Annotated in this window: 27 protein-coding genes; 12 read left to right on the top strand and 15 right to left on the bottom strand. The window is 69.3% G+C overall.

Annotation, left to right across the window (positions count from 1 at the left end):
• Positions 1-8: 8 nt before the first annotated feature.
• The 11 genes from H3H55_RS06690 to madL all read right to left on the bottom strand — a co-directional run bounded on the left by H3H55_RS06690 (position 9) and on the right by madL (position 8,770).
• The gene (locus H3H55_RS06690) at positions 9-653 is read right to left on the bottom strand and encodes a phosphoribosyltransferase (RefSeq protein ID WP_193099458.1); all 645 of its coding nucleotides are present in this window, start codon (positions 651-653) and stop codon (positions 9-11) included.
• Positions 654-778: 125 nt separating this feature from the next.
• Positions 779-1,300, bottom strand: a complete 522-nt coding sequence (locus H3H55_RS06685) for a phospholipase D-like domain-containing protein (RefSeq protein WP_193098080.1) — start codon at positions 1,298-1,300, stop codon at positions 779-781.
• 105 nt (positions 1,301-1,405) lie between these two features.
• Positions 1,406-2,338 carry an acyltransferase domain-containing protein gene (locus tag H3H55_RS06680; protein WP_193098079.1) on the bottom strand — a complete coding sequence of 311 codons (933 nt, stop codon included), beginning with the start codon at positions 2,336-2,338 and terminating at the stop codon, positions 1,406-1,408.
• Positions 2,338-3,201, bottom strand: a complete 864-nt coding sequence (gene mdcB / locus H3H55_RS06675) for a triphosphoribosyl-dephospho-CoA synthase MdcB (protein WP_193098078.1) — start codon at positions 3,199-3,201, stop codon at positions 2,338-2,340. The genes H3H55_RS06680 and mdcB overlap by 1 nt, the downstream gene beginning before the upstream one ends.
• Positions 3,198-3,866 carry a malonate decarboxylase holo-[acyl-carrier-protein] synthase gene (gene mdcG / locus H3H55_RS06670; RefSeq protein ID WP_193098077.1) on the bottom strand — a complete coding sequence of 223 codons (669 nt, stop codon included), beginning with the start codon at positions 3,864-3,866 and terminating at the stop codon, positions 3,198-3,200. Before mdcG ends, mdcB begins: the two co-directional genes overlap by 4 nt.
• The gene (mdcE, locus tag H3H55_RS06665) at positions 3,853-4,560 is read right to left on the bottom strand and encodes a biotin-independent malonate decarboxylase subunit gamma (protein ID WP_193098076.1); all 708 of its coding nucleotides are present in this window, start codon (positions 4,558-4,560) and stop codon (positions 3,853-3,855) included. The genes mdcG and mdcE overlap by 14 nt, the downstream gene beginning before the upstream one ends.
• Positions 4,547-5,482: a biotin-independent malonate decarboxylase subunit beta gene (locus H3H55_RS06660; RefSeq protein WP_193098075.1), complete on the bottom strand. Its 936-nt coding sequence runs from the start codon at positions 5,480-5,482 to the stop codon at positions 4,547-4,549. The genes mdcE and H3H55_RS06660 overlap by 14 nt, the downstream gene beginning before the upstream one ends.
• Positions 5,479-5,793, bottom strand: a complete 315-nt coding sequence (gene mdcC / locus H3H55_RS06655) for a malonate decarboxylase acyl carrier protein (protein WP_034183256.1) — start codon at positions 5,791-5,793, stop codon at positions 5,479-5,481. The genes H3H55_RS06660 and mdcC overlap by 4 nt, the downstream gene beginning before the upstream one ends.
• Before the next feature lie 10 nt (positions 5,794-5,803).
• Positions 5,804-7,450 carry a malonate decarboxylase subunit alpha gene (gene mdcA, locus H3H55_RS06650; protein ID WP_193098074.1) on the bottom strand — a complete coding sequence of 549 codons (1,647 nt, stop codon included), beginning with the start codon at positions 7,448-7,450 and terminating at the stop codon, positions 5,804-5,806.
• 145 nt (positions 7,451-7,595) lie between these two features.
• Complete coding sequence (gene madM / locus H3H55_RS06645) at positions 7,596-8,363, bottom strand: malonate transporter subunit MadM (protein ID WP_193098073.1); 768 nt, start codon at positions 8,361-8,363, stop codon at positions 7,596-7,598.
• 11 nt (positions 8,364-8,374) lie between these two features.
• A complete protein-coding gene (madL, locus tag H3H55_RS06640; protein WP_048242453.1) occupies positions 8,375-8,770 on the bottom strand; it encodes a malonate transporter subunit MadL in 396 nt (131 codons plus the stop codon).
• Positions 8,771-9,099: 329 nt separating this feature from the next.
• Here madL and H3H55_RS06635 point away from each other — a divergent pair, with 329 nt between their 5' ends.
• Both H3H55_RS06635 and H3H55_RS06630 read left to right on the top strand, forming a co-directional pair.
• Positions 9,100-9,948: a LysR substrate-binding domain-containing protein gene (locus H3H55_RS06635; RefSeq protein WP_048242454.1), complete on the top strand. Its 849-nt coding sequence runs from the start codon at positions 9,100-9,102 to the stop codon at positions 9,946-9,948.
• Positions 9,949-10,115: 167 nt separating this feature from the next.
• Positions 10,116-10,394: a DUF4148 domain-containing protein gene (locus H3H55_RS06630; protein WP_193098072.1), complete on the top strand. Its 279-nt coding sequence runs from the start codon at positions 10,116-10,118 to the stop codon at positions 10,392-10,394.
• A gap of 39 nt (positions 10,395-10,433) precedes the next feature.
• On the opposite strand, the gene H3H55_RS06625 is transcribed toward H3H55_RS06630, so the two are convergent.
• Positions 10,434-11,351, bottom strand: a complete 918-nt coding sequence (locus tag H3H55_RS06625) for a 3-hydroxyacyl-CoA dehydrogenase NAD-binding domain-containing protein (RefSeq protein WP_193098071.1) — start codon at positions 11,349-11,351, stop codon at positions 10,434-10,436.
• Positions 11,352-11,597: 246 nt separating this feature from the next.
• Here H3H55_RS06625 and H3H55_RS06620 point away from each other — a divergent pair, with 246 nt between their 5' ends.
• Both H3H55_RS06620 and H3H55_RS06615 read left to right on the top strand, forming a co-directional pair.
• The gene (locus H3H55_RS06620; protein ID WP_193098070.1) at positions 11,598-12,038 is read left to right on the top strand and encodes an Hsp20/alpha crystallin family protein; all 441 of its coding nucleotides are present in this window, start codon (positions 11,598-11,600) and stop codon (positions 12,036-12,038) included.
• A 16-nt stretch (positions 12,039-12,054) separates the two neighbouring features.
• A complete protein-coding gene (locus H3H55_RS06615; protein ID WP_193098069.1) occupies positions 12,055-12,465 on the top strand; it encodes an Hsp20/alpha crystallin family protein in 411 nt (136 codons plus the stop codon).
• A 119-nt stretch (positions 12,466-12,584) separates the two neighbouring features.
• Here H3H55_RS06615 and H3H55_RS06610 read toward each other — a convergent pair whose 3' ends face one another.
• Positions 12,585-12,884: a zf-TFIIB domain-containing protein gene (locus tag H3H55_RS06610; RefSeq protein ID WP_048242459.1), complete on the bottom strand. Its 300-nt coding sequence runs from the start codon at positions 12,882-12,884 to the stop codon at positions 12,585-12,587.
• A gap of 91 nt (positions 12,885-12,975) precedes the next feature.
• The gene (locus H3H55_RS06605; protein WP_129514195.1) at positions 12,976-13,731 is read right to left on the bottom strand and encodes a TerC family protein; all 756 of its coding nucleotides are present in this window, start codon (positions 13,729-13,731) and stop codon (positions 12,976-12,978) included.
• Positions 13,732-13,839: 108 nt separating this feature from the next.
• On the opposite strand from H3H55_RS06605, the gene H3H55_RS06600 reads away from it, so the two are divergent.
• Both H3H55_RS06600 and H3H55_RS06595 read left to right on the top strand, forming a co-directional pair.
• Positions 13,840-14,733, top strand: a complete 894-nt coding sequence (locus H3H55_RS06600) for a LysR family transcriptional regulator (protein ID WP_193098068.1) — start codon at positions 13,840-13,842, stop codon at positions 14,731-14,733.
• 114 nt (positions 14,734-14,847) lie between these two features.
• Positions 14,848-15,915 carry a DUF2242 domain-containing protein gene (locus H3H55_RS06595; protein ID WP_193098067.1) on the top strand — a complete coding sequence of 356 codons (1,068 nt, stop codon included), beginning with the start codon at positions 14,848-14,850 and terminating at the stop codon, positions 15,913-15,915.
• A 257-nt stretch (positions 15,916-16,172) separates the two neighbouring features.
• Here H3H55_RS06595 and H3H55_RS06590 read toward each other — a convergent pair whose 3' ends face one another.
• Positions 16,173-17,093 (bottom strand): pyridoxal-phosphate dependent enzyme, encoded by a 921-nt coding sequence (locus H3H55_RS06590; RefSeq protein WP_193098066.1) that lies wholly within the window; start codon positions 17,091-17,093, stop codon positions 16,173-16,175.
• A gap of 166 nt (positions 17,094-17,259) precedes the next feature.
• On the opposite strand from H3H55_RS06590, the gene H3H55_RS06585 reads away from it, so the two are divergent.
• The 6 genes from H3H55_RS06585 to H3H55_RS06560 all read left to right on the top strand — a co-directional run bounded on the left by H3H55_RS06585 (position 17,260) and on the right by H3H55_RS06560 (position 25,274).
• Positions 17,260-18,171 (top strand): LysR family transcriptional regulator, encoded by a 912-nt coding sequence (locus H3H55_RS06585; RefSeq protein ID WP_193098065.1) that lies wholly within the window; start codon positions 17,260-17,262, stop codon positions 18,169-18,171.
• Between the two features lie 753 nt (positions 18,172-18,924).
• The gene (locus H3H55_RS06580; RefSeq protein WP_193098064.1) at positions 18,925-20,130 is read left to right on the top strand and encodes an MFS transporter; all 1,206 of its coding nucleotides are present in this window, start codon (positions 18,925-18,927) and stop codon (positions 20,128-20,130) included.
• Between the two features lie 560 nt (positions 20,131-20,690).
• Positions 20,691-21,188, top strand: coding sequence for a spore coat U domain-containing protein (locus H3H55_RS06575; protein WP_226800118.1), 498 nt, complete (start codon positions 20,691-20,693; stop codon positions 21,186-21,188).
• A gap of 15 nt (positions 21,189-21,203) precedes the next feature.
• A complete protein-coding gene (locus H3H55_RS06570) occupies positions 21,204-21,923 on the top strand; it encodes a molecular chaperone (RefSeq protein ID WP_129514189.1) in 720 nt (239 codons plus the stop codon).
• A 7-nt stretch (positions 21,924-21,930) separates the two neighbouring features.
• Complete coding sequence (locus tag H3H55_RS06565) at positions 21,931-24,315, top strand: fimbria/pilus outer membrane usher protein (protein WP_193098062.1); 2,385 nt, start codon at positions 21,931-21,933, stop codon at positions 24,313-24,315.
• Complete coding sequence (locus tag H3H55_RS06560; RefSeq protein WP_193098061.1) at positions 24,312-25,274, top strand: spore coat protein U domain-containing protein; 963 nt, start codon at positions 24,312-24,314, stop codon at positions 25,272-25,274. The genes H3H55_RS06565 and H3H55_RS06560 overlap by 4 nt, the downstream gene beginning before the upstream one ends.

Raw genomic sequence — 25,274 nt, 5'->3', positions numbered from 1 at the left:
ACGCCGCGTCACGGGCGGGCCGCGTCGAGCAACGTGCGCACCTCGTCGTCGCTCGTCTGCTCGAAGCGTGCATAGAACTGGCTGATTCCGAAGAACGGCACCGGCTGCAACACCGAGACGAATGCGTCGGCCAGATCGTCGAACGCATGCCGGGCGCCCGCCGGCGCGACCGGCGCCGCCGCCACGATGCGCGCGGGGTGACGCTCGCGCAGCGCCTGCAGCGCAACACGCATCGACGCGCCGGTCGCGATGCCGTCGTCGACGACGATCGCGATGCGCCCGTCGACCGGTAGCGGCGGCGCATCGCCGCGATACAGTGCTTCACGGCGATGCAGCTCGACCGTCTCGCGCGCGATCACGTCGGCGAGCTGCGCGTCGGTCACGCCCATCGAACGGATCACCGAACGCTGCAGATGAATCGCGCCGCCGGTTGCGATCGCGCCCATCGCCAGCTCGGGATCGTACGGCACGCCGAGCTTGCGCACGACCAGCACGTCGAGCGGCGCACCCAGCGCGCAGGCGACCGGATACGCGACGGGCACGCCGCCGCGCGGCAGCGCGAGCACGACGACATTGCCACGCCCGGCGTAGTCGCGCAACGCGCCGGCCAGCTGGCGGCCGGCATCGGCGCGATCGGCAAAACACTCGGTCACGATCGGCTCCCTGCCGTTGCGCCGGATGCGCGCAATCCGCGCCGGCGCCTGCCAACGAGCATGGTTCATCGGCAGCGCCGATGCAAGCGGGGTCACACCGGCGTGAGCGACGCCGAACGAACGGGTCAGAGGCCGCTGGCCTGCCGGTACAGCCGCCAGAACGACTGCGCATAGGATTGCGCAAGCTCGGGCGCGCGCTGGAACACGTTCACTGTCTCCGCATGCGCGGCCGCGCCGTCGGACAGCGTCGTCAGCGCAACGCTGTCGTCGACGATCACGAAGCGCGGCGCGGGATCGCCGTGCCGGGAATCGATCGCCACGTCGACGCCGGCGGATTTCAGATAACCGGCGCCGCTGTACTTGCCCGCGCTCGCCGAGCGCACCAGCACGACCCGTACCTCGATCCCGCGCGAGCGCGCCGCCCGCAGTGCGCTCGCGACCGCGGGCGGCACGTGCGTATAGCCGGCCAGCAGCACGCGGCGCTGCGCCTGTTCGATCAGGTCGACGGTCGCGTCGGCCGCCGCGTTGTCATACGAAAAGTACGTGCCGACCGATGCGGCGTCGGACGGAATCTGGCTGGCGTGGGCGCTCGCCGCGCAGCAGAGCGCGACGAGAAGGAAGGCGGCTGGTCTCATGGCGGGCGCCATTGTAGCGACGCCAATTGGCGTGGCAAGCGCCGGCTGCGGCGCTGCTGCGCCGGCGCAACACACTGTGGGAAATGCGCGTCCGGCGACGGTCGTTCCGGCCGTCGATCAGCCTGCCGCGACGCGCGAAAGCCAGCTCGTCACACCGTCGACGGAACGAAAATCCGCGAGGCTGCGCGCCGGCAGCGCCGGATACGCGCCACCGGCCATCTCGGCCAGCGCGCGCCCGGGACCGAGTTCGAGAAACGCGGTCGCTCCGGCCTCCACGCAGGCGGCCAGGCACGCCGCCCACTCGACCGGCTCCGCGATCTGCCGCGCGAGCTTGTCGAGACCCGCGTCGACGTCGAGCACCGACGCGCCGTCGATACCCGAAAACAGCCGTGTGCCCGGCAGCGGCCGGCGCACGCCCGTCGCGGCGAGCGACGCACGAAACACCGGGACCGCCGCTGCGAGCAGGCCCGTGTGCGACGCGATCCGCACGCACACGGGCGCGACGCGCAACGCGCCGCCGCGCGCTGCGTCGTCGGCCACCGCATCGACGTCGGCCTGCCGCCCCGCGACCACAAACGCGTCGCCGGGGTTTGCGATCGCGATCGCCGCGTCGCGGCCGTCGCACAACCGCGCAAGCTGCGCGCGCGTCAGGCCGCGCACGAACGCCATCCGCTCGTCGCCGCCGCTTGCGGCATCCATCGCGCGCGCGCGTGCATCGGCCAGGTCGAGCGCGTCGAGCGGATCGATCATCCCCGCGACGCTCCACGATGCGACCTCGCCGACGCTGTAGCCCGCGACGCAGCGCCGGCGCGGCCACACTGCGTCGAGCAGCGCGGTGGCCGCGAGCGCCTGGACCGTACAGAGGATCTGCGCGGCGCGGTTTTCGTGCAACGCGTCCGGTCCGGCCTGGCGGACCCATACGCGCGGATCGTCGCCGAGAAGCCGGCCAGCATGCGCGAACAACGCGTCGGCCTGCGGCGCCGTACCGGTCAGGTCGAACATGTCGGCGCGCTGCGCGCCTTGCCCCGAACAAAGGATGGCCAGCGTCATCACGCCTCCCCGTCGGCTTCGAGCGCATCGACGAACACGCTCATCGCGAGCAGGTCGGCCGCGCCGCCCGGGCTCAGCCGGCGCGCAACGAACGCACGATGCGCGGCGGCCGCACGCATCCGCCAGTCGCGCGCACGCACGCCGCCGCGCGCGATGAACGCGCGTGCGGTCGCCCGCGCGAAATCGAGGCCGGCCTGCCCGCCCCGGTGCAGCAGGTTCGTGTCGTCGAGCGCGGCGATCAGCGCGAAGCACGCATCGACGCGCGCGGCTTCCGCATCGCCCGGCAAGTCGCGCTGTGCGCGGCGCAACGCGGGCAGCCCGACCGCATACACGGTCGTGAAGCCGTCAGCCGCCTCGCGGCGCGCGCCGCCGACGCCGTAGCGGCGTGTCGCGCGCTCGCCGTGACTGTCCGGCAAACGCGGGCCGCCGAGGATATCGGCGCCCCAGCGGCGGGAAACCAACGCCCCCAGCGTCATCCCGCTTGCGGTGGCATCGAGCATCGCGCGCCGGCCCGCAGCCGCGCACAACAGCCCGAGCCCGAAGATCGCGCCGCGATGCGTATTGACGCCGCCGGTCGCGGCGAGCATCGCGTGCTCGGCACGGAGGCCGATCTTGCGCAGCACGGCCATGTCCTCGTCGCGGGCACCGGCGTCGGCCAACTCCGCGAAGTACGGCCGCAGCACGGCGGCGCTGCGCGCGAACGTCGCGGCATCCATGTCCGAATGACTACCAGTGTCGACGTGGCTGACGAGTCCCGGCTTCGGATAGGTCTCGATCTCGAGCACGAGGCTACGCTCGGCCAGCGCGGCGATGCGTTCGGCATCGGACGGCGCCGGTACACGGCAGGCAGCCCATGCGCTCATCGCGCGCCTCCGGTGAAGGCGTCGGCCGGCATCAGCTCGACAGCGATCGCGGTCTTGACCGCGACCTCAGGCAACCGCGCATGCAGTTCGCGCCAGTTGACGCCCGCGCCGTCGGCGCGCAGGAATTCGCCGTCGATGCGCATCGGCGCACGCGCGTCGATCTCCGCGAGGCCGTCGAGCAACGGCGCAAGCGACGCGGCATCCGGCAGCGGAAACACGATGTCGAGATCGGACGACGGGCCGAGGTACGGCTCGCCCGTCAGCACTTGCCACGCGAGGCTGCCGAACACGCGACCCTGGACGCCGCAGCGCACGCCCAGCGCATCGAGTTCGCGCAACGTTGCGTGCCATGCGTCGGGTGCAGCCGCGAGCACATCGCCCAACGTCGGCAGCGGGCCGACCGTCGCGAGCGCGTCGGCGGCGACGTTCAGTGCGATGCGCCGCTTGCCCGCTGAAGGCGGCAGCGGCAGGCCGAGCGGCACGCGGCCGGCATCGGCCTCGTCGGGCGACGCGCGGCGCACGATGAGCGGCCAACCGTGCGCGGCCCATGCGCGCACAAGCGGATCGGCCGCGAGCGCGGGGTCGCGCGTGCATGCCGCGCCCCACCCCGCCGCCGTCAGCGTGACAAGCGTGTGGCGGCGCAGCGGCAGCTCAGCGTGCGTCACGCGCGAGTGCCTCGACCCGGCTCGCGACGTCGGCCGCGACCGGCCGGCCGCGCGCCGCGCGCCGGTCGATGCGATCGAGCGGCTTGACGAGCCATTCGCCGACCTGCGCGTCGAGCGCGCGGGCCGGATCGAGTACGGCATCGACGGCGCCCATCTTCACGAGGTTGTCGAGCCCCGGCGCGAACACCGGCGTCGACTGCGACATCTCCTTCAGCACGTCGATCGACAGCTTGGTCACGCGCGACATCGACGGCAGGTCCATCACCTCCGGCTCGGCGCCCGGCACCGCGAGCAGCGTGCGCGTCGCGAGCGCGGTCGCGATGAACGCGCCCGCGGCCGTGTGGCCGTACAACACGCCGATCGTCCGGTGCCCGGCGAGATCCGCGTGCATCAGGCATTTCGCGAGATGCGACAGCCCTTCGTTCAGGCCGAGCAGTTCGTCGCGCTTGCTCATCCGCTGGCTGTCGCTGTCGACCAGCACGACGATCGGCGTATCGCCGCCGCGCGCGATCGTGTCGAGCACGCGCGACGCCAGCACCAGCGCCTCGTCGATGCCGAACGGCAACCGATCGGCGACGCCGATCACGTCCACGCGCGTGCCGGCCAGTTCCGCGTGGCCCGTCAGCAGGCCGCCGGTGCGCGCGATCGAATGGCCGTTGGGGAACAGCGAGTTCAGTACTTCATCGAGCGTCATGCGGGCTCTCCTGCAATTGATCCGCGAGCGTCGCGAACGTGTCGTCCGGCATGCCCGGAATCGCTTCCGGCGCGCTCGCACCGAGCGTGCGCCACACGTCGAGCGCGTCCTTGCATGCGCCGAACCGTTCGACGCGCGCCTCGAGGCGTGCCTGTTCCGCACGCAGCATCGCCGCATCGAATGTCGGCGCGCAGCCGATCAAGTCGAGCGCCGCCGCGCGGAACGCGTCCGGCGTATCGGCCACGTAACGATCCGCGCCGCCGATCAGCCGGCGGTGCTTGCCGCCCATCGTGCGCCAGATCAGCGCGCGATCCTTTGCGTCGAATTCCTCGACACCGCGATTGGTCTCGATCACCTCGGGGCCCGACACGCTGATGCGCCCCTGCTCCGACACCGCGAGCGCCGAGCAGCACGCGGCAAGCAACCCGCCGCCGCCATAACACCCCGCGCGCCCGCCGATCAGCCCGATCACCGGCACGCCGGCCGCACGCGCTTCGACGAGCGCGCGCATGATCTCGGCGATCGCGAGTTCGCCCGCGTTCGCTTCCTGCAACCGCACACCACCCGTATCGAACAGGATCAGCACCGGCTTGCCGAGCTCGCGCGCGGCGCGCAGCAGCCCGGTGAGCTTCGCGCCGTGCACTTCGCCGAACGCGCCGCCCATGAAGCGGCCTTCCTGCGCGGCGACGAACACCGGCTTGCCGTCGAGCCGGCCGTGACCGACCACCATCCCGTCGTCGAACTGCTGCGGCAGGTCGAACAGCGGCAAGTGCGGGCTCGTCACGCGCTCGGCCGGCCCGAGGAATTCGCTGAAGCTGCCCGCATCGAGCAGCCCGTCGATGCGCTGCCGCGCAGACGCTTCGTACCAACTCGCGCCATTCGCGACGAACGCGGGCGCGTCGTGGATCACTTCGGTCGTCATGCGTCCCCCTCGATCGCGCGCACGGCTTGCGCGAGCCGCAGCGACACCATGTCGGGCCGCGCGCCGCCGTCGTTGATCGACAGCTTCAGGCCGCCCGGCGTGCGCCGCTCGACGAAATCCGACACCACGGCCTGCCACACCGCGCCGAAGCCGACGGCCGCGGTGCGGATGTCGATCTCGCATTCGTTGCCGGGCAGCACGCGCTCGACGAGCACTTCGAGATTGCCGGACGCGACCACGCCGACGAGCGCCGCGGCCAGTTCGCCCTTCGCGCGCTCGCGCGCGGTGAAGCGATAGTTCAACTGTTCCATGCCCTCTTCCTCACCAGTTGCGGAACCGGGCCGGCGGCGCATAAAGCCCGCCCGACCAGTGCACGAGATCCTTGATCGAGCGCGCGGCGAGCCAGCGGCGGTCGGCGTCGAGCGGATCGATGCCGAGATCCTCCGGGCGGCGGATCACGCCGCGCTCGCGCAGCCGCTCGACCATCTTCCGGTCGCGGCCGCGCCCGATGTCCGTATAGCCAGCGACGCCGCGGATCGCATGTTCGCGTTCGTCCTTGTCGCGGCACATCAGCAGGTTCGCGATCCCTTCCTCGGTGACGATGTGCGTGACGTCGTCGCCGTAGACCATGATCGGCGCGAGGTCGAGCTGCAGCTTGTCGGCGAGCTTCAGCGCGTCGAGCTTCTCGACGAACATCGGCACGTTCTTGTCGCCGAAGGTCTCGCCGATCTGCACGACGAGCTTGCGGCCGCGCCTGAGCGGCGCCGGCGTGTCGGGGTCCGCTTCCGCGCCGGCCTTCAGCCACGGCTCGCTCGGATGGCGCCGGCCGCGCGCGTCGCTGCCCATGTTCGGCGCGCCGCCGAAGCCGGCGATCCGCTCGGCCGTGACCGTCGACGAATGGCCCGACAGGTCGATCTGCAGCGTCGAGCCGATGAACATGTCGCACGCGTAGAGTCCGGCCGTCTGGCAGAACGCGCGGTTCGAGCGCAGCGACCCGTCGGGGCCCGTAAACCATACGTCGGAACGCGCGCGGATGTACTCGTCCATCCCGACCTCGGAGCCGAAGCAATGGACCTGCTCGACCCAGCCCGACTCGATCGCGGGAATCAGCGTCGGGTGCGGATTGAGCGCCCAGTGCGTGCAGACCTTGCCCTTCAGTCCGAGCTTCTCGCCGTAGGTCGGCAGCAGCAGCTCGATCGCGGCCGTGTTGAAGCCGATCCCGTGGTTCAGGCGCTTGATGCCGTATGGCTCGTAGATGCCCTTGATCGCGAGCATCGCGGTGAGGATCTGCGTTTCGGTGATCGCGGCCGGATCGCGCGTGAACAGCGGCTCGACGTAGAACGGCCGGCCGGCCTCGACGACGAAATGCACGCGGTCGCCGGGGATGTCGACGCGCGGCACCTTGTCGACGATGCGGTCGACCTGTGCGATCACGATGCCGTCCTTGAACGCGGTGGCCTCGACGACGGTCGGCGTGTCCTCGGTGTTCGGGCCGGTGTACAGATTGCCGTCGCGATCGGCGCTGACCGCGGCGATCAGCGCGACGTGCGGCGTGAGATCGATGAAGTAGCGCGCGAACAGCTCCAGATAGGTGTGCACCGCGCCGAGCGCGATCTTGCCGCCGAACAGCAGCTTCGCGATCCGCTGCGACTGCGGGCCCGAATACGCAAAATCGAGACGTTTCGCGATCCCGCGCTCGAACACGTCGAGATGCTCGGGCAGCACGACGCCCGACTGCACCATGTGCAGGTCGTGCACCTTCGCGCTGTCGACGTCGGCGAGCGCCGTCGCGAGCAGGTCAGCCTGCTTCTGGTTGTCGCCTTCGAGGCACACGCGGTCGCCGGGCCGCAGCACCGCTTCGAGCAACGCCACGGTGTCGCGCGCATCGACCCGCTTGCCCTGCGCGTAAGCCGCGCCGGCCGCGAGGCGTGCATCGCGCGCCTGCCGCGCGTGATTCCATCCCGTCATGAACAGTTCTCCGCTTCGATGGTTCAGCGGCATTCTAAGCCTGGCGCCGCCGCCGATTGATGATGTTGACGAATGCGACTCAGAGGACGCCGCGATGGATGCGGCCCGCACGCGATTCGCATCGTGCGGGCCGCGTCGCGAGACCCTACGCGCCGACCAGCGCGCGCGTCGTGAAGAACAGCACCGACGGGCCGAGCAGGCAGCCGACGCCCGTATGGAACGTCGCGACCAGCGCGCCGTACGGGACGAGCCGGCGGTCGGTCGCGGCGAGCCCCGCGCTCACGCCGCTGACGGTGCCCGCGAGGCCGCCGAAGATCATCGCGGAACGCGGCGTCTTCAGGCCCATGAAGTTGGCCGCGACCGGCGTGCCGACCATCACGATGATCGCCTTCACGAGCCCCGTCGCGATGCTGAGCGCGATCACGTCGGAACTCGCCCCGATCGCCGCGCCCGTGACGGGCCCGACGATGTAGGTGACGGCGCCCGCGCCGATCGTCGTCATGCTCACAGCGTCGGTATAACCGAACGCGCGCGCGATGCACGCGCCGACGATGAACGGCAGCACGGTGCCGAGCAGCAGCGACACGACGCCGACGAGCCCGGCCTTGCGCGCCTCGGTCGGCTGCACTTCGAACGCGGTCGCGACGATCGCGAAATCGCGCAGCATCGCGCCGCCCATCAGGCCGACGCCCGCGAACAGCGGCACGTCGGCGAGCCCCTTCTCGCCGCCGGTGAACGCACCGCCGACATACGCGAGCGCGAGACCGATCACGATCGCGATCGCGGAGCCGTGCACGCGGCCGAACGTGAGCTTGCGCGACGCGATCGACGACAGCCACATGATCAGGCCGACCAGGGCGAACGACGCGACGAGCCCGTTGTGGGCGACGACTTTTTCGAGCATCTGCAGCATGGCGGCCTCCGTTACTGTTCTTCGAATTGCGGCACGCCCGCGAAGGCCGTGTCGTCGCGCCCGGTGCGCACGAGTACCGCGATGCAGCATGCGCAGATCGCAACCGCGCCGACGGCGGCCAGCAGCGCGACAGGGCCACCCTTCAGCGCGGCGACGACGTTCTGGTTCGCGGCCATCGCGACGACGACCGGGATGTACATCGCACCCCAGAAACCGACGCCGGCCTCGGTTTCCTTCGGCAGCCAGCCGCGCCGGTGCAGCCACAGCCGCAGGCAGATCAGCAGCAGCATCGCGATGCCGACGCCGCCGACGTTGGTCTTCACGCCGATCGCGGTGCCCAGCAGGTCGCCGAGGAACAGTCCGGCCAGGTGGCAGAACGCCAGCAGCGCGGTTCCGTAGATGATCATGAGTCGTCTCCAGTCTCTTCGTGACGGGCGCCTGACGCGTGCGGGAGGCAGGCCCGCACGTCGATCCCGTGCGCGGACTGTCTCCTGCGGCGGTGCGCCGCGGCCCGGCGGCCCGTCGTGCGGGCGCGTTCTCGGGCGGTCGATGGGATGATGCGGTTTCGGGCCGGACGCCGGATGCCGTAGACTGACCGATACAGCTCCGGGGCACGACGCGGGTTGCGCGTCCGGTTCGTCCCGTTGCGCGGGCCGCACCGGGGCGTGATCCGATACTAGCCCCGCAATATCCGGCCATTTATGAAGTTGTCGAAACCGATTCAGTGGATTTAGCAATGCGTCCGTTACCGCCCGAGCTGCTGCGCAGCTTCGTCGCCGTCGCCCAGTCCGGCAGCTTCACCGCCGCGTCGGAGCGCGTGAACCTGTCGCAGTCGACCGTCAGCCAACACATCCGCCGGCTCGAGGAGCTGCTCGATCGGCCGCTGTTCGAGCGCGACACGCGCAACGTGCACCTGTCGCAGCACGGCGACGCGCTGTTCCGCTACGCGGTGCGCATTCTCGAACTGATGGACGAAGCCGTCACGTCGGTGTGCGGGCCACCGCTGTCGGGCAAGGTGCGGCTCGCGATGTCGGAGGATTTCGCGTCGGCGCACCTGACGGCCGCGCTCGCGAGCTTCGTGCAGCGCAATCCGGATGTCGAGCTCGCGATCTCGACCGGGCTGTCGGGCGACCTGTTCGACGCGCTCGACGAGGGGCGGCACGATCTCGTGTTCGCGAAGCGCATCGCGGGCAGCCGGCGCGGCCGCGTGATCCGCAGCGAGCCGCTGTACTGGTGCACGGGCCCCGATTCGCGGATCACCGGCCACGAGACCGTGCTGCCGCTCGCGATGCATCCGGAACCGAGCGTGTCGCGCCGCCGCGTGCTCGAATCGCTCGAGGCCATCGGACGGCCGTACCGGATCGCGGTCGTGAGCAGCAGCGTCGCGGTGCTGCGCGCGGCCGCGAGCGCGGGGCTCGGCGTCAGCGCGTTTGCCGGCTACGTGATTCCGGCCGGGCTCGCGCGGCTCGACGCCGGGTTGCCCGAACTCGGCGAACTCGAATACGTGATCGACCGGCCGGCGGCCGCGTCGCGCTCGACGCTCGCGCTCGAAGCCACGCTGATCACGGCGGCGGCGGAGTTGTAACCGCACCGGGCGCGGCGCGCGCACGCGCGGTCGCACCCGCAACTGGCAGCTTTGCCCGGAACGCGTCATCGTCCGCGCAGCACCCGCTCGCGACAATGGGGCCCATCGGAACGCACGGCATGTTGCCGTGCGCATCCGGTGTCCCGTCCCCTTGATCGGAGCGCACCATGAACGTCTTGCGATTCGCCGTCGCGACCGCCGCAGCCACCCTGCTGTCCCCCGCCTTTGCCCAGACCGACGCCGCGGCGCCCGAGCAGGGCCTGACACGCGCGGAAGTCATTGCGCAGTTGAAGCAGGCCTATCTCGACGGCGAACTGCCGACGAACGACGGCAACTATCCGCCGAGCGCCGCGACGCGCGCACGCAACCGCGAACTCGTGCAGGCCGCGAGCCCCGCATGGCTCGCGCAGACGCCGCAGGCCCCGCAAACGGCGGCACAGCAGTAACCGATCGCGGCCCCGCCGATACACGGCGCGGCATCGCGATCAGGGCAGAAAGCTGCGGCGCCGCGCGTCGATCAACTCGACGAGCAGCCGATCGCGCTCGGCCGCCAGTTCCTGCATCGAATGCTCGCCCTGGATCGCGCGCAGTTCGTCGTTCAGCTTGCGATCGACGTCCGGATCGAACGAAGGCGTGCCGAGGTCGTCCCACCAGCTCGTGATCGGCCCCGACAGGTGTTCGAGAAAGTGCGCGATCCCGCCCGCGCCGCCGCCGAGGTGATAGGTCAGGCACTGCCCCATCAGCCCCCAGCGCAAGCCGGGGCCCCACGCGACCGCCTTGTCCGCATCGGCCACGCTCACGACGCCTTCGCCGACGAGGTGATACACCTCGCGGAACAACGCGGCCGCGAGCCGGTTCGCGACGTGGCCGGTCATCTCCTTGTTGAGGACGATCGTCTGCTTGCCGAGCGCATCGTAGAAATCCTTCACGCGCGCGATCACGTCCTTGCCGGTCGCGTCGCCGCCGACCAGCTCGACGAGCGGTATCAGGTGCGGCGGATTGAACGGATGCGCGATCAGGCAGCGTTCCGGATGCTTCGCGCACGCGCTCTGAATGTCGGACATCTTCAGGCCCGACGAGCTCGATGCGATCGGCACGTGCGCGGGCAGCACGTCGTCCATCTGCCGGTACAGCGCACGCTTCAGGTCGAGCCGTTCGGGGCCGCTCTCCTGCACGAAATCGACGCCGTCGAGCGCGCGCACGAGATCGGCGTCGAACGTCAGCCGCGCGGCAAACTCGCCCGCGCGCTCGCCGAGAAACGCGGCGAGCGCTTCGTGCAATCGCGCGTCGGCTTGCGGCGCCGGATCGGTCGCGACGACGTCGAAGCCCTTCGTCAGGTAGAAAGCCGCCCAGCTCGCGCCGATCACGCCGGCGCCGACGATCGCGATGCGTTGAATGTCCATGGTTGTCCCGTGTCGTTGGTCTGCGGATAGTGCGCGGCGATTTTCGCATCGAATCGCGCGGGCACGCGTTGACGCAAGTTGCAATTTCCCTCTTGAAATGCGCGGCAGTGGCCACTAATTACCCGTTACCGGGCAGTGCTCCATGCAACGCACTGCCCCCGTTTCGACCCAGTGGAGCACCCCGTCGCGCCCGCCGCAGGCGTCGCGTCGTCACGTCTCCCGCGTTTCCTGTTCCGGAGGACCAACATGAGCGGTATTCATTTCGGCAACGACCTGTTCGACGAATTCGCCCGCGTGCAGCGGCAGGTGGCGAACCTGTTCGGCGAGCGCCCGTCCGGCATCCGCGCGGTGCGGCCGGGTTCATTTCCCGCGCTCGACGTCGGCGCCACCGACGACGCGATCGAGATCGTCGCGTTCGCGCCCGGCATGGCCGCGACCGACTTCGACGTGTCGATCGACAAGGACCTGCTGACGATCAGCGGCGAGCGCAAGCCCGCGCCGCGCAGCGAAGGCGACGATGTGCGTACGTATGCGCAGGAGCGCTTTCACGGTACGTTCCGTCGCGTCGTCGAGCTGCCGCGGGACGCGGATCCCGATCAAGTCAGCGCCCGTTACGAAAACGGCTGCCTGCTGATTCGCGTGGGCCGCCGCGAGGCATCGAAGCCGCGTGCCATTACTGTTCAGTAATATTCAGGATACCGACATGAATGCGAACCCGACCCTGGCCGAGCGCCACACGAGCACCGTCCACCCCGCCGCCGCCGAAGCCGCGCGCCGGCCCGCGATCACGCCGGCCGTCGACATCGTCGAGAACCCTCTCGGCGTGACGCTACGGGCCGACCTGCCCGGCGTGCCGCGCGAGAACCTCGACGTGAAGGTGCACGACAACACGCTGACGATCGAAGCCGACACGCGTATCGATACGTCCGCCGACCTGCGCGTGCGGCACGCCGAAGTCCGCGCGCTGCGCTACGCGCGCACGTTCGTGCTGAGCCCCGACCTCGACACGTCGCGGATCGACGCGAACCTGCGCGACGGCGTGCTGACGCTGACGATTCCGCGCCGCGAGGAAACGCGTCCGCGCCGCATCGACGTGACGGCCGGCAACGCGTAAGCGTCGTCGCACGTCGTCACGCGACGCGCGTCGCGCATGAAAAAGCCCCGCCCCGGCGCGATGCCGGGCGGGGCTTTTTTGCAACGGGCGACGCGCGGGCGAGCGCGTCGCAGTCGCAATCAATCGAAATCGAACAGGTCGAACACCGATTTGCGGCGGCGCTGGCCGTCGTGCCGGTGACGGTCGTCGTGCGAACGACCGTCGCGCCCCCAGCCATCGCGATCGCGCGGTGCGTCGGCGGCGCGCGGCGCGGGCGCCTCGTCGCGGCGTGCCGGCGCGTCGCCGCTCTCGCGTGCGATCAGCTTGTCGAGTTCGCCGCGATCGAGCCACACGCCGCGGCACGTCGGGCAGTAGTCGATCTCGATCGACTGGCGCTCGGCCATCAGCAGGTCGGGCGTCTTGCAGACAGGACATTTCATCGCGTTTCTCCTTTTCGTGCGATTGACGTACGCATTCCGGATGCAGGCGCGCGAGCCGGCCGCCATCGTGGCCGGCCTCGCACGCGCCCATTCAACGGCCTTCCACCCGCGCGGCGCGCTTCGACTTCGCGCGCCGCGCCAGCATGTTCATGCCCTCGACGAACGCCGAGAACGCCATCGCCGCGTAGATGTAACCCTTCGGCACGTGCGAACCGAAACCTTCGGCGATCAGCGTCATGCCGATCACGACGAGGAACGACAGCGCGAGCATCACGATGGTCGGGTTGCGGTCGATGAAGCGTGCGAGCGGCTGCGCGGCGAACAGCATCACGGCCACCGCGACGATCACCGCGACGAACATGATCGGGACGTGCTCGGTCATGCCGATCGCGGTCACGATGCTGTCGATCGAGAACACGATGTCGAGCATCACGATCTGGCCGATCGCGGCCCACACCGTCAGGCCGGCCGCGCCGCCGGAACCGCCCGCGCCTTCGCCGTCGTGCGACACGTGATGATGGATCTCGGTGGTCGCCTTCCACACGAGGAACAGGCCGCCCGACAGCAGGATCATGTCGCGCCACGAGAACGCGTGGTCGAACAGCGTGAACACCGGTTCGGTCAGGCTCGCGATCCACGCGACGCTGCCGAGCAGCGCGAGGCGCATCACGAGCGCGAGCGCGATGCCGAGGCGCTGCGTGCGGGCGCGCTGCGCTTCGGGCAGCTTGTTGCTGAGGATCGAGATGAAGATCAGGTTGTCGATGCCGAGCACGACTTCCATCACGACGAGCGTCAGGAGCGCGGCCCAGACGGCGGGGTCGGCGGCAAGCGTCAGCAGGTAGTCCATGAAATGGGCCGATACGAAAGTGGAAAGCCCGATGATATTCCGCCCCGAACTTCGGAAAAATCAGCGAAAATCTGAATTTAGGTTCGGTTTTTCCGATATATTGATCCGATGCTGAATTTCCGACATCTGTACTATTTCTGGGTCGTCGTGAAGGAAGGCGGCTTCGCGCGGGCGGCCGGACGGCTCGACATGGCCGTGCAGACGATCAGCGCGCAGGTGCGCGAGCTCGAGAAATCGCTCGGGCACCAATTGCTGCGCCCGGCCGGGCGCGGCGTCACGATGACCGACGCGGGCCAGGCCGCATTTGCGCGCGCGGAAGCGATCTTCGAGATGGGACGGCTGATTCCCGACGAAGTGCGCGCGGCGGCCAGCCAGCCGACCGTGCGGCTCGCGGTCGGCCTCGCGGACGGCATCTCGAAGCTCGCCGCGCACGCGATCCTCGCACCGGTGCTCGACACGCCCACGCTGCGGCTGCTGTGCCACGAGGGCGAGCACGATGCGCTGCTCGCGGAACTCGCGCTGCATCACCTCGATCTCGTGCTGGCCGGCCAGGGCGCGCCGTCCGGTTCGAACCTGCGCGTGACGAGCGAGCGGCTCGTCGCGTCGCCGGTCGACTGGTACGGGCCCGCGGCGCTCGTCACGCCGGCCGCGCGGCAACGCTTCCCGCAGTGCCTGGCCGACCTGCCCGTGCTGCTGCCGACCGCGCATTCGGCGCTGCGCGCGCGCCTCGACCTGTGGCTGGAAGCGGAGCGGATCGTGCCGCGCGTGGCCGGGGAATTCGAGGACAGCGCGCTGATGGCCGTGTTCGCGACGCGCGGCCTCGGCGTGTTTCCGCTGAGCGAGCTCGGCGCGAACGATGCATCGCTGCTGCGCGGCCTCAGGCGGCTCGGGCGGGCGGGCGACGTGACGGAAGAGATCCACGCGATCCGCTCGCGGCGCGGCGAACACCATCCGCTGACGTCGCAATTGCTCGCCATGACGCGCGCCGCGCCGGCCGGCTGAAGCGAGCGCGACATCAAACGAAACTATAATGACGCCCCGGCCATACGAGATTGCCGCGCGCATCATCCACGCACCGCCACTGCGCGACATCTCGCGAGCCTTCTGAAAGACGCCATGCACAACCGATTTCGCCTGTTTTCCGTTTCGTGCGCGCTCGCGGCCGCGACCGTGCTGGCGGCGTGCTCGTCGCCGCCCAAGCCGATCTACCAGCAGGAACAGTTCGATGCGACGACCAGCCCGTATGCGCATACGTTCCACTCGAAATCCGACGCGACCTGCGAGGCCGCGCGGCGCGCGCTGCTGAGCCAGGGTTACGTGGTGTCGTCGTCGCGCAACGACGCGGTCGACGGCAGCAAGAATTTCCAGCCGAACAACGACATGCACGTCGTGATCGAGTTTCACGTCGTGTGCGCGGATGCGAACGCGGACGGCTCGTCGAGCATCGCGTACGTGAACGCGGTGCAGGACCGCTACACGCTGAAGAAGTCGAATACGTCGGCCAGCGTCGGCCTGAGCGTGTTCGGCTCGCTGTCGCTGCCGATCGGGTCGAGCGACGATGCGCTCGTCAAGACCGCGAGCGAGACGATTCCCGCCGGCGTGTTCTATGAGCGTTTCTTCAATCTCGTCGACCATTTCCTGAAGATCGACCCGGCCCGCCGCGACCGCGCGACCGTGAAGGCCGCCGAGAAGGAAGCCGTCACGCCGCTGCCCGAACCCGCGCCGACGCCGCAAGGCGAACCGATGAAGATGACGACGCCGGTCGTGCCGACGCCGCCCGCGGCGCCGGTGCCGCTTTCGGTGCCGGGCGTCGCGCCTGAATCGGGTGCGAATGCCGTGCCGGCTGCTGCGTCGGCCGTTGTCGTGCCGGCTGCGATGCGTGCTGCCGCGCCGGCGGGGGCTTCGGGGGTGGTGGCTGCATCGGCGCCGGTGGCGGCTTCGGCTCCTGCGCCGGTTTCCGCGCCTGTGCCCGCTTCGAGCCCTGTCTCGGCGCCTGCCGTTTCGGCGCCGGCCGCAGCTACGCCGGTATCGGCTGCACCTGCCGCCGCGGCATCTGCCCCCGCACCGGTATCCGTGCCTTCGAGCGCATCGCCTGCGCCGGCGGACAAAACGCCGGCGCCTGCCGCCGCCAATCCCGCCTCGTCGTCCGCGCCGTCCGGTGCGAGCGCACCGGCCGCGAACTGACCGGCCTTCCTGACTGGCAGTCCGTATCGTCGCGCTGGCCCCTACCCGGCGCAGCGCGACGATACGCTCTCCTTCCCCGTCATTTTCCGCAGCAAATCCCGCGCCTCCGGCTGCCTGCCGGCTGCGTCGCCATCATTGCTTTAACGGGAAAGCGACCGTGACGCGTCGTGGCAGCCAACGCGAGGCAGACGCCCACGGTCACCGAAGCCAATAACCATCCGGCCGTCACCCGACAAACCCGCGCACCGCCTCCCCGCTTACCGCAACTTCGTGCGCAGCGTCCGCAGATCCTCGACGGTCGCCGTCACGCCGCCGCAGACGATCACGGCGATCTCCGTTGCCGACGCCAGCACGGGCACCGGCCGCTCGAGCGCGGCCAGCGCGGCGCCGCACGCAGGCTCGACGACGATCCGGTGTTCGTCGAGAAACCGCAACGACGCGGCCACCGCTTCGGCATCGGATACGACGACGGGATGGATCTCGTGGCGCGTCGCCCATTCGACTGCCGCGTCGCACGGCCGCTTCGCGCCGAGCGATGTCGCGATGCTCGTGATCGCCGGCAATTCGACGGGGTGTCCCTGCGCGAGCGAGCGCGCATAACAGTCGGCGCCTTCCGTTTCGGCCGCAACGACCGGCACGTCGTGCCAGCCGTTGCGCGCCAGCCCTTCGAGCACGCCGCACAGCAACCCGCCGCCGCCGACCGCGAGCACGACCGCATCGGGCTTCGGGCCGGCCGCCGCCATCTCGTCGATCATCGTCGCGTGGCCCTGCCACAGCACGCGGTCGTCGAACGGATGCACGAACGCGTCGTGCTCGCCGAGGGTCGACTGTGCAAACGCGTTCGCCTCGGCCCAGCTCGCGCCGTGCACGACGAGCTCCGCGCCTTCGACGCGGATCAGCTCACGTGCGCGGGCCGACGCGCTTTCCGGCACGACGACGAGCACCGGCACGCCGAGTTCGCGGCCGCAATACGCGACGGCGATACCCGCGTTACCGCCCGACGACGACACGAACCGCCGCGCGCCGGCCGCATGCCGCGCTTCGCAGACGGCGCCGATGCCGCGCAGCTTGAACGAGCCCGACGGCTGCAGCGCATCGAGCTTCAGCCGGATGGTCCTGCCGAGCCGGCGGGACACGATTTGCGAGCGGATATAAGGGGTCGGGATATGAAGCGGCATGGGATCGGACGGGACGCAATGGAAACGAAGGGAACGCACGCGACTCGTGAGCGAGTCAGCGCGGCAATGACGGCCATCGTACGGCACGCCAGTCATGCTTTCCAATACCATCGGATGACGTTTGTTATGCTTCACAGGTATATCGACGAACCGGAATGGACACCACATGCGCCAGATCGAACTGCGTCACCTGCGCTACTTCGTGGCCGTCGCGCAAGCCGGCAGCGTGATGGGTGGCGCGCGCGCGGCCGGCATCGTCCAGCCCGCGCTGTCGCGGCAGATCCGCGAACTCGAGGACGCGATCGGCACGCCGCTGCTGATCCGCCGCGCCACGGGTGTCACGCTCACGGCGGCCGGCGCGAGCTTCCTGCAGGATGCGACCGGCCTGCTCGCGACGCTGCAGGACAGCCGTGAGCGCGCGTTGCGCAGCGCGGCCGGCCAACTCGGCGAATTGCGGCTCGGCGCGCTGCCGAACTGCCTGCCGCTGCCGGTCGTCGCGAACGTCCTCAAGGCGTTTCGCGATGCGTGCCCGGACGTGAAGCTGTCGATCGCGCCGATGCTGTCGGCCGAACAGGCGAGCGCGCTGGTGCGTGGCCAGCTCGACGGCGGGATCATGGCGTGGCGTCGCGACGAGGCGCCGCACCTGTCGGGCGTGCGGCTGCTGAGCGACCGCTTCGTGCTCGCGATGCCCGCGCCGCCGGGCGGACGCATCGACACGCCGCGCACGCTGGCCGACGTCGCGAACGAGCCGTTCGTCTGGTTCGACGCGCAGCGCTCGGCCGCGCACCACCGGTTCCTGATGGCGCAGTGCCAGCAGGCCGGTTTCACGCCGCGCATCGCGCAGGTCGGCAGCGACATCCCGACGCTGATCGGCCTCGTCGCGGCCGGGATGGGCTGTGCATTCGTGCCGGAAAGCGCGTCGCCCACCTGCCCGCGCACGGTCCGGCTCGTCGCGCTCGACGAGCTCGCGAGCCGCTTCGACATCGAGTTCGTGTTCGACGGCGCGGCGGCCGTACCGTCGCCGGTCGTCGCGCGGTTTCTTGCGACCGTGCGCGACGCGGCCGGTGCGCCGGATTGACCAGGCGTCGGACGCCGGGCGCCGGCCGCGTCGGGCAAGCGATCCTGCGACGCGATTCGCGTCACCGATTGACGAGCGGACTCTGATATCCGTTAAAGCGACGATTTAGCCGTGTTGACGCGCTAAACAGCGGCATCGTGCCCACTAAAAATCTCTCCAAACGATGACGACGGATGCCGCAGCGCCGGCATTTTTAAATTGGCACCAAAAACGGCCGTTTAACGCCCGTTCGAATTGTCATGTGCCGAAATATACTTCGCTCGCATCCAACCCTCGTGCCAAAGAGAGGATGCGTTTCCGCCCCGGTCACGGTCCCCCTGTGGCCGGGGCTTTTTTTCCCGCAGGCCTTGCCGACAAAGCACTTTCAGCCAGCAGGCGATGTTCGCGCCGCGTATGACCGGCGCTTGAACAGCCGGCCGGATCTACCCGGTCGCGCCGTCGCCGGACGATGCCCGAATCGTCGCGCGGGTCTGCCATCGATCGATTGCGAACCGCCATCGGATCGCGACTTTCCGGGCCATGAACCTCCCTAATTCGTTACGAAAGCCGCTCTCAAAAGGCTCCATCGTTCTCCCGCCCCGCCCGAGCGCCATCAGCGAGTTTCGCGCGCATGCGCCCGCGTCCCGCATTGTTGACATGAAATCAAGATAATTTCTTTCCAATGCGGCTTTTTCCGCAAAAGTAATGCGGGCACACTTCGCGCTATCCGCAACGGCTCCGTGCCGTTGCCTCTCGAATACAGGAGCCCATTGCGTGAACGCCACGACTTCTTCCCCCTCCCGCCCGGGCGGCAGTGCCGCGCTGCCGCTGCTGGCGCTCGCCGCCGGTGCGTTCGGCATCGGCACGACCGAGTTCTCGCCGATGGGCCTGCTGCCCGTGATCGCCGATGGCGTGCACGTGTCGATCCCGCAGGCCGGCATGCTGATCAGCGCCTATGCGATCGGCGTGATGGTCGGCGCACCGCTGATGACGCTGCTGCTTGCGCGCTGGTCGCGCCGTTCGGCGCTGATCGCACTGATGTCGATCTTCACGATCGGCAACCTGCTGTCGGCGGTCGCGCCGGACTACACGACGCTGCTGCTCGCGCGCCTCGTGACGAGCCTCAACCACGGCGCATTCTTCGGGCTCGGCTCGGTGGTTGCGGCCAGCCTCGTGCCGCGCGAAAAGCAGGCCAGCGCGGTCGCGACGATGTTCATGGGGCTGACGATCGCGAACGTCGGCGGCGTGCCGGCCGCGACCTGGCTTGGCCAGATCATCGGCTGGCGCATGTCGTTCGTGGCGACCGCGGGCCTCGGCCTGATCGCGATCGCCGGGCTGTTCGCCGCGCTGCCGAAGGGCGAAGCCGGCAAGATGCCCGACCTGCGCGCCGAACTGTCGGTGTTGACGCGGCCGGTCGTGCTCGGCGCGCTCGGGACGACCGTGCTCGGCGCCGGGGCAATGTTCACGCTCTACACATATGTCGCGCCGACGCTCGAACACCTGACCGGCGCGACGCCCGGTTTCGTGACCGCGATGCTCGTGCTGATCGGCGTCGGCTTCTCGATCGGCAACATCGCGGGCGGCCGCCTCGCCGACCGCTCGCTCGACGGCTCGCTGATCGGCTTCCTGTTGCTGCTGATCGCGACGATGGCCGCGTTCCCGCTGCTCGCCAGCACGCATGCCGGCGCCGCCGTCACATTGCTCGTCTGGGGTGTCGCGACGTTCGCGGTCGTGCCGCCGCTGCAGATGCGCGTGATGCGCGCGGCCCACGAAGCGCCGGGGCTCGCGTCGGCGGTCAACATCGGCGCGTTCAACCTCGGCAACGCGGTCGGCGCGGCAGCCGGCGGTGCGGCGATTTCGGCCGGCTTCGGCTACGCAGCGGTGCCGCTCGTCGGCGGGCTGATCGCCGCAGCCGGACTCGCGCTCGTCATGCTGCAGATTGCGCAGCGCCGCCGCGCGCCGGCCACCGCGAATTCGTAATCGCGATACGTCGGACCGGCGTCCAATAGTGTCCACCTGCCTACGGCCGCGCAATGCGGCCGTTTTCGTTTTCAGCCGTCAATCCGTAATCTCCGATTCTTCAATCAAAAAATCCGGAATATCGCTGCACTCCGTCACCGCGAAAATCAAATCCATTCACCGGACTACTGGAATCGGTTCAATCCGCTCAAATGATTCGCCGCCAACCCATTCCATCAAACGCATTGGCTTCCGATTTTTTATTAAATGATTCAATAATCGATGTCATTCATGAAAATCGTGTCACACCCTACATGAGTCACGACCACGTTGCCGTTTCGCAGGAAAAACTTTCGCCCGAATCGCGCAAGACAAGATCAAAAAACGCAATGCTTCCAGTCTTTATTAACATAAAGAAAAATTCGACCGTGACAAAATGAGACAACTCGAACTTTGAGATTGAAAGACTCGCCGATTCGTATCAGGATTAATGAAGTCGTGGCAAACAACGCGCGGCACAAATCCAATGAAAAACAAATCGACGGGGGACCATTGTGAAAGTCGCCATCGCTTCCACGGTTTTGTCGCTCGCACTGTCAATCGGCCTTGCGACGCCCGCCGCCGACGCGGCCACCTATTCGAACGGCACTGCAACCTCCACCTTCAACGTCACGCTGACGCTGCAGCCGAACTGCGCGATCACCGCGAATCCGCTGGCGTTTGGCACCAACGGCGTGCTGTCCGCCGCGCTCAACCAGCAGACGACTCTGAGCGTCACCTGCACCAACACGACACCGTACAACGTCGGTCTCGACGCGGGCCAGGTCGCGGGGTCGACCGTCTCGAGCCGCCTGATGGCCGGCACGGCAACCGGCAACACGTCGACGACCGTCGGCTTCCAGCTCTACCAGGATGCCGGACACACGACGATCTGGGGCAACACGCAAGGCACCGACACGGTGGCCGGCACCGGCTCGGGCACCGCGCAGTCATTCACCGTCTACGGTCAGGTGCCCACGCAGACGACGCCGAAGCCCGACACCTATCAGACGACCGTCACCGCAACCGTTTACTTCTGACCGGCGCCGCCTCGCATGACCGCAATACGTCGAACGCTCGCCGCGCTGCTGTGCGCGGCCGGCGCCGCGCACGCCGCGTCGCTGCAGATTTCCCCCGTCACGATCGAATTCGGCACCGACGACACGGCCACCGGCATCACGCTGCGCAATTCGGGCGAGCGCCCCGTGTACGGGCAGGTGCGCGTGTTCCGCTGGGACCAGGCCGACGGCCAGGACAGGCTGACGCCCACGCAGGATCTCGTCGCGAGCCCGCCGCTGATCGAGGTCGGCACGCAGTCCGAGCAGTTGATCCGTGTCGTGCGCGCGTCGCGCACGCCGTCCGGTATCGAGCAAAGCTACCGGCTGCTGATCGACGAGCTGCCGCAGCCCGGCGAGGCATCGACCAACGGTGTGTCGATCCGGCTGCGCTACTCGATTCCGGTATTCGTCGAGCCCGCGATCAACGGCGCGCCGCAGCTCGACTGGACGCTGCTGCGCAGCAACGGCGGCTGGGTGCTGCGCGTGCGCAACGGCGGCGCGCGCCGCGCGCAGCTCGCGTCGGTCGAGCTCGTGACCGGCGACGGCCACGCGTACCCGCTTACGCACGGTCTGCTCGGCTACGCGCTCGCGGGCCGCACCAGCCAGTGGAGCGTGCCGCTGCCGGCCGGCGTCGCGCTCGGCGGCAAGGTCACGGTGCGCGCGGCCGTCAATTCGCAGCCGGCCAGCGCGGTCGTCGCGGTGGAGCCGCCGGGCTAGACCGCCGGTGCGCCGCCCGGCCCCTTCCCCTTCGCCACGCGCCGGCCCGTTTCCGGCCATCGGACGCGGAACGCCGCGACGCGCGGCGCGCGCCGTGCTCGCGGCCGCCGTGGCCAGCGGCCTGCTCGCCCCCGGCTACGCGCGCGCGGACGAACCCACGGCGCTCGTGATGACCGACAGCGTGCACGACGTGATCCTCGAAGTCAGCGTCAACGGCGAAAACACGGCGCTGCTCGCGCACTTCCGCGAACGCGACGGCCACCTGTCTGCGAGCGGCGCCGACCTGCGCACGATCGGTTTCGCGACCGACCGGCTCGGCATCGCCGACGCGGCGACGGTCGATCTCGACACGATTCCCGGCCTGCGCTACCGCTACGACGTGGCGCGCCAGAGCGTCGACCTGCAGATGCCCGACACGCTGCGCCGCCCGTACGCGGTCGACAGCCGCGCGTTGCCGGCCACGCAGGCGGCCACCGCGTCGCGCGGGATCGCGATCAACTACGAGGCATACGCGCAGACGATCGGCGACTGGCAGTTCTCGCTCTACACCGACGTGCGCTACTTCGATCCGAACGGCGTGTTCAATAGCACCGGCACCGCGACCCTCTACAACGGCGAGCGGCGTTACACGCGCTTCGAGACATCGTGGAGCCATTCGGACCCGGCACGGCCGAGCACGACGCAGATCGGCGACGCGATCTCGGGATCGCTCGCGTGGACGCGCGCGGTGCGCCTCGGCGGCTTCCAGTGGCGCAGCAACTTCGCGCTGCGGCCCGATCTCGTGACGTTCCCGATCCCGTCGCTCACGGGCTCCGCCGCCGTGCCGTCGGCGGTCGACCTGTACATCAACAACGTGCGCCAGTACACCGGCAACGTGCCAAGCGGCCCGTTCATCATCCACGACGTGCCGGGCATCACGGGCGCCGGCCAGGCGACCGTCATCACGCGCGACGCGCTCGGGCGCACCGTCGCGACCTCGGTGCCGCTCTACGTCGATACGCGCATGCTGTCCCCCGGGCTGTCGAGCTATTCGTTCGAAGCCGGCTTCCTGCGCCGCAACTATGGGCTGCAGTCGTTCGACTACGACGCGCGGCCAGCCGTCAGCGGCTCGATGCGGCGCGGCGTCAGCGACGCGCTGACCGTCGAGGGGCATGCGGAAGCGGCCGGCGGCGTGCTCAACACCGGCGTCGGTGCGCTGATGCGTCTCGGTTATGCGGGCGTCGTGAGCGGCGCGGTCGCGGGCAGTGTCGGCCGTTTTCCGGGCACGCAGGTGAGCGTCGGCTACCAGCTGATCGCACCGCGCTTCTCGATCAACGCGCAGACCATCCGCGCCTTCGGCCGCTACGGCGATCTCGCGTCGCGCGAAGGCGCGTCGGTGCCGTCGGCGACCGACCAGGCGACGCTCGCGCTGCCGTTCATGCACCGCCAGACGCTGTCGCTCAGCTATATCGGTTTCCGGCTGCCGCAAGGCCCGAGCGCGCGGATCGGCACGGTGTCGTACACGCTGAGCCTCGGCGATCTCGCGTCGCTGAGCGTGAGCGCCTACCGCGATTTCGCGCAGCAGGGCACGAACGGCGCGTTCGTGTCGCTGAACATCGGGCTCGGCCGCAACACGTCGATCAACGCGACCGTCGGCCGCCAGCGCGGCCAGTCGAACTACACCGTCGACGCGAGCCGCCCGCCCGACTACGACGGCGGCTGGGGCTGGGGTGCGCAGACCGGCGGCACCGGCGCGGTGCCGTATCGACAAGCGCAATTGCGCTATCTCGGCCATGCGGGCGAGGTCATCGCGGCCGCGCAGACCATCGACCGCCAGACCGGCGCGTCGCTCGACGTCAGCGGCGCGCTGGTGTTCATGGATAGCAGCCTGCAGTTGTCGCGCCGGATCGACGACGGCTTCGCGCTCGTGTCGACCGACGGTGTCGCGGGCATCCCGGTGCTGCACGAGAACCGCGTGATCGGCACGACCGATCGCGCCGGACACCTGCTCGTGCCCGACCTGAACGCGTACCAGAACAACCAGGTCGCGATCGATTCGATGAAGCTGCCCGCCGATGCGCGGATCGCCCGCACATCGATGACGGTCGTGCCGCAGGCGCAATCGGGCGTCGTCGCGCATTTCGGCGTATCGCGCTATCGCGCGGCGTCGGTGATCCTGCGCGACGCGGCCGGCCGCCCGCTGCCGGCCGGCGCGCGCGTGCATCACGCCGAAAGCGGCGCGGACACGATCGTCGGCTACGACGGGCTCACGTTCATCGACGGACTGAAGGAGGACAACCATCTCGTGATCGACTACGGAACACAACGCTGCGTCGCGGAATTCGCGTTCACGACGCCCGGCAACGGCACGCTGCCGACCGTCGGCCCGCTCACCTGCCGGGCCGCGCCATGAGGCTCGTCCTGCTGCTCGCAATCGCGTTCGCCGCGTGGTGCGGCGTGCCGCGCCACGCGCAGGCCGAATCGTGCACGGCCACCGCGTCGACGGTGAGCTTCGGCTTGGTCAGCCCGATCTCGCTCGCGTCGGTCACCGCGACCGGCACCGTCAGCGTCACGTGCACGTGGTCCGCCGTCACGCTGACGCCGAACGTGCTCGTGTGCCTGAATCTCGGCGGCACGAGCCCGCGCAGCCTCGCCAACGGCAGCAACGCGATGCAGTACGACCTCTATCTCGATGGCGCGCATTCGGTCGCGTGGGGTTCCGTGTATTCCGGCACGACGCCCGCGTCGGTGACGCTCACCAAACCCGCGCTCGCGACGAGCGCAAGCGCGACGGTCACGGTGTATGGGCAGATCGCCGCGAACCAGCCGACCGTGCCGACCACCGGCAACAGCACCACGACCTACTCGCAGCTGTTCAGCGGCACCACGACGTCGATCAACACGGGGTTCTACCTGCTCGGCGCGCCGACCTGCGCATCGCTGACGACGTCGAACGGAACCTTCCCGTTCACGGCGACCGCGGACGTCACCAACAACTGCACCATCAGCGCGACCAACGTCAGTTTCGGCACAGCGAGCCTGCTGTCCGGCGCACTCGCGGCGACCGGCTCGATCACCGCGCAATGCACGAACGGCGACTCATGGAAGATTGCGCTGGACGGCGGCGGCACCGGCAATGTGACGGCGCGCCAGATGCAGCGCAGCGGCGGCGGCGGCACGATCGGTTACGGGCTTTACACGGACGCCGCGCGCTCGATCGCGTGGGGCGACGGCACGGGCGGCAGCTCGACGGTCACGGGCGTCGGCACGGGCACGTCGCAGGTCGTGACCGTATACGGCGCGGTACCGGCGCAGACCACGCCCGCGCCCGGCAACTACAGCGACAAGATCACCGCGACGATCAGCTTCTAG

Source organism: Burkholderia sp. Z1, from assembly GCF_014893795.1.
Lineage (GTDB): Bacteria > Pseudomonadota > Gammaproteobacteria > Burkholderiales > Burkholderiaceae > Burkholderia > Burkholderia theae.
Note: the sequence above shows the minus strand (reverse complement) of the source record. Positions and strands in the feature narration are given on the sequence as shown.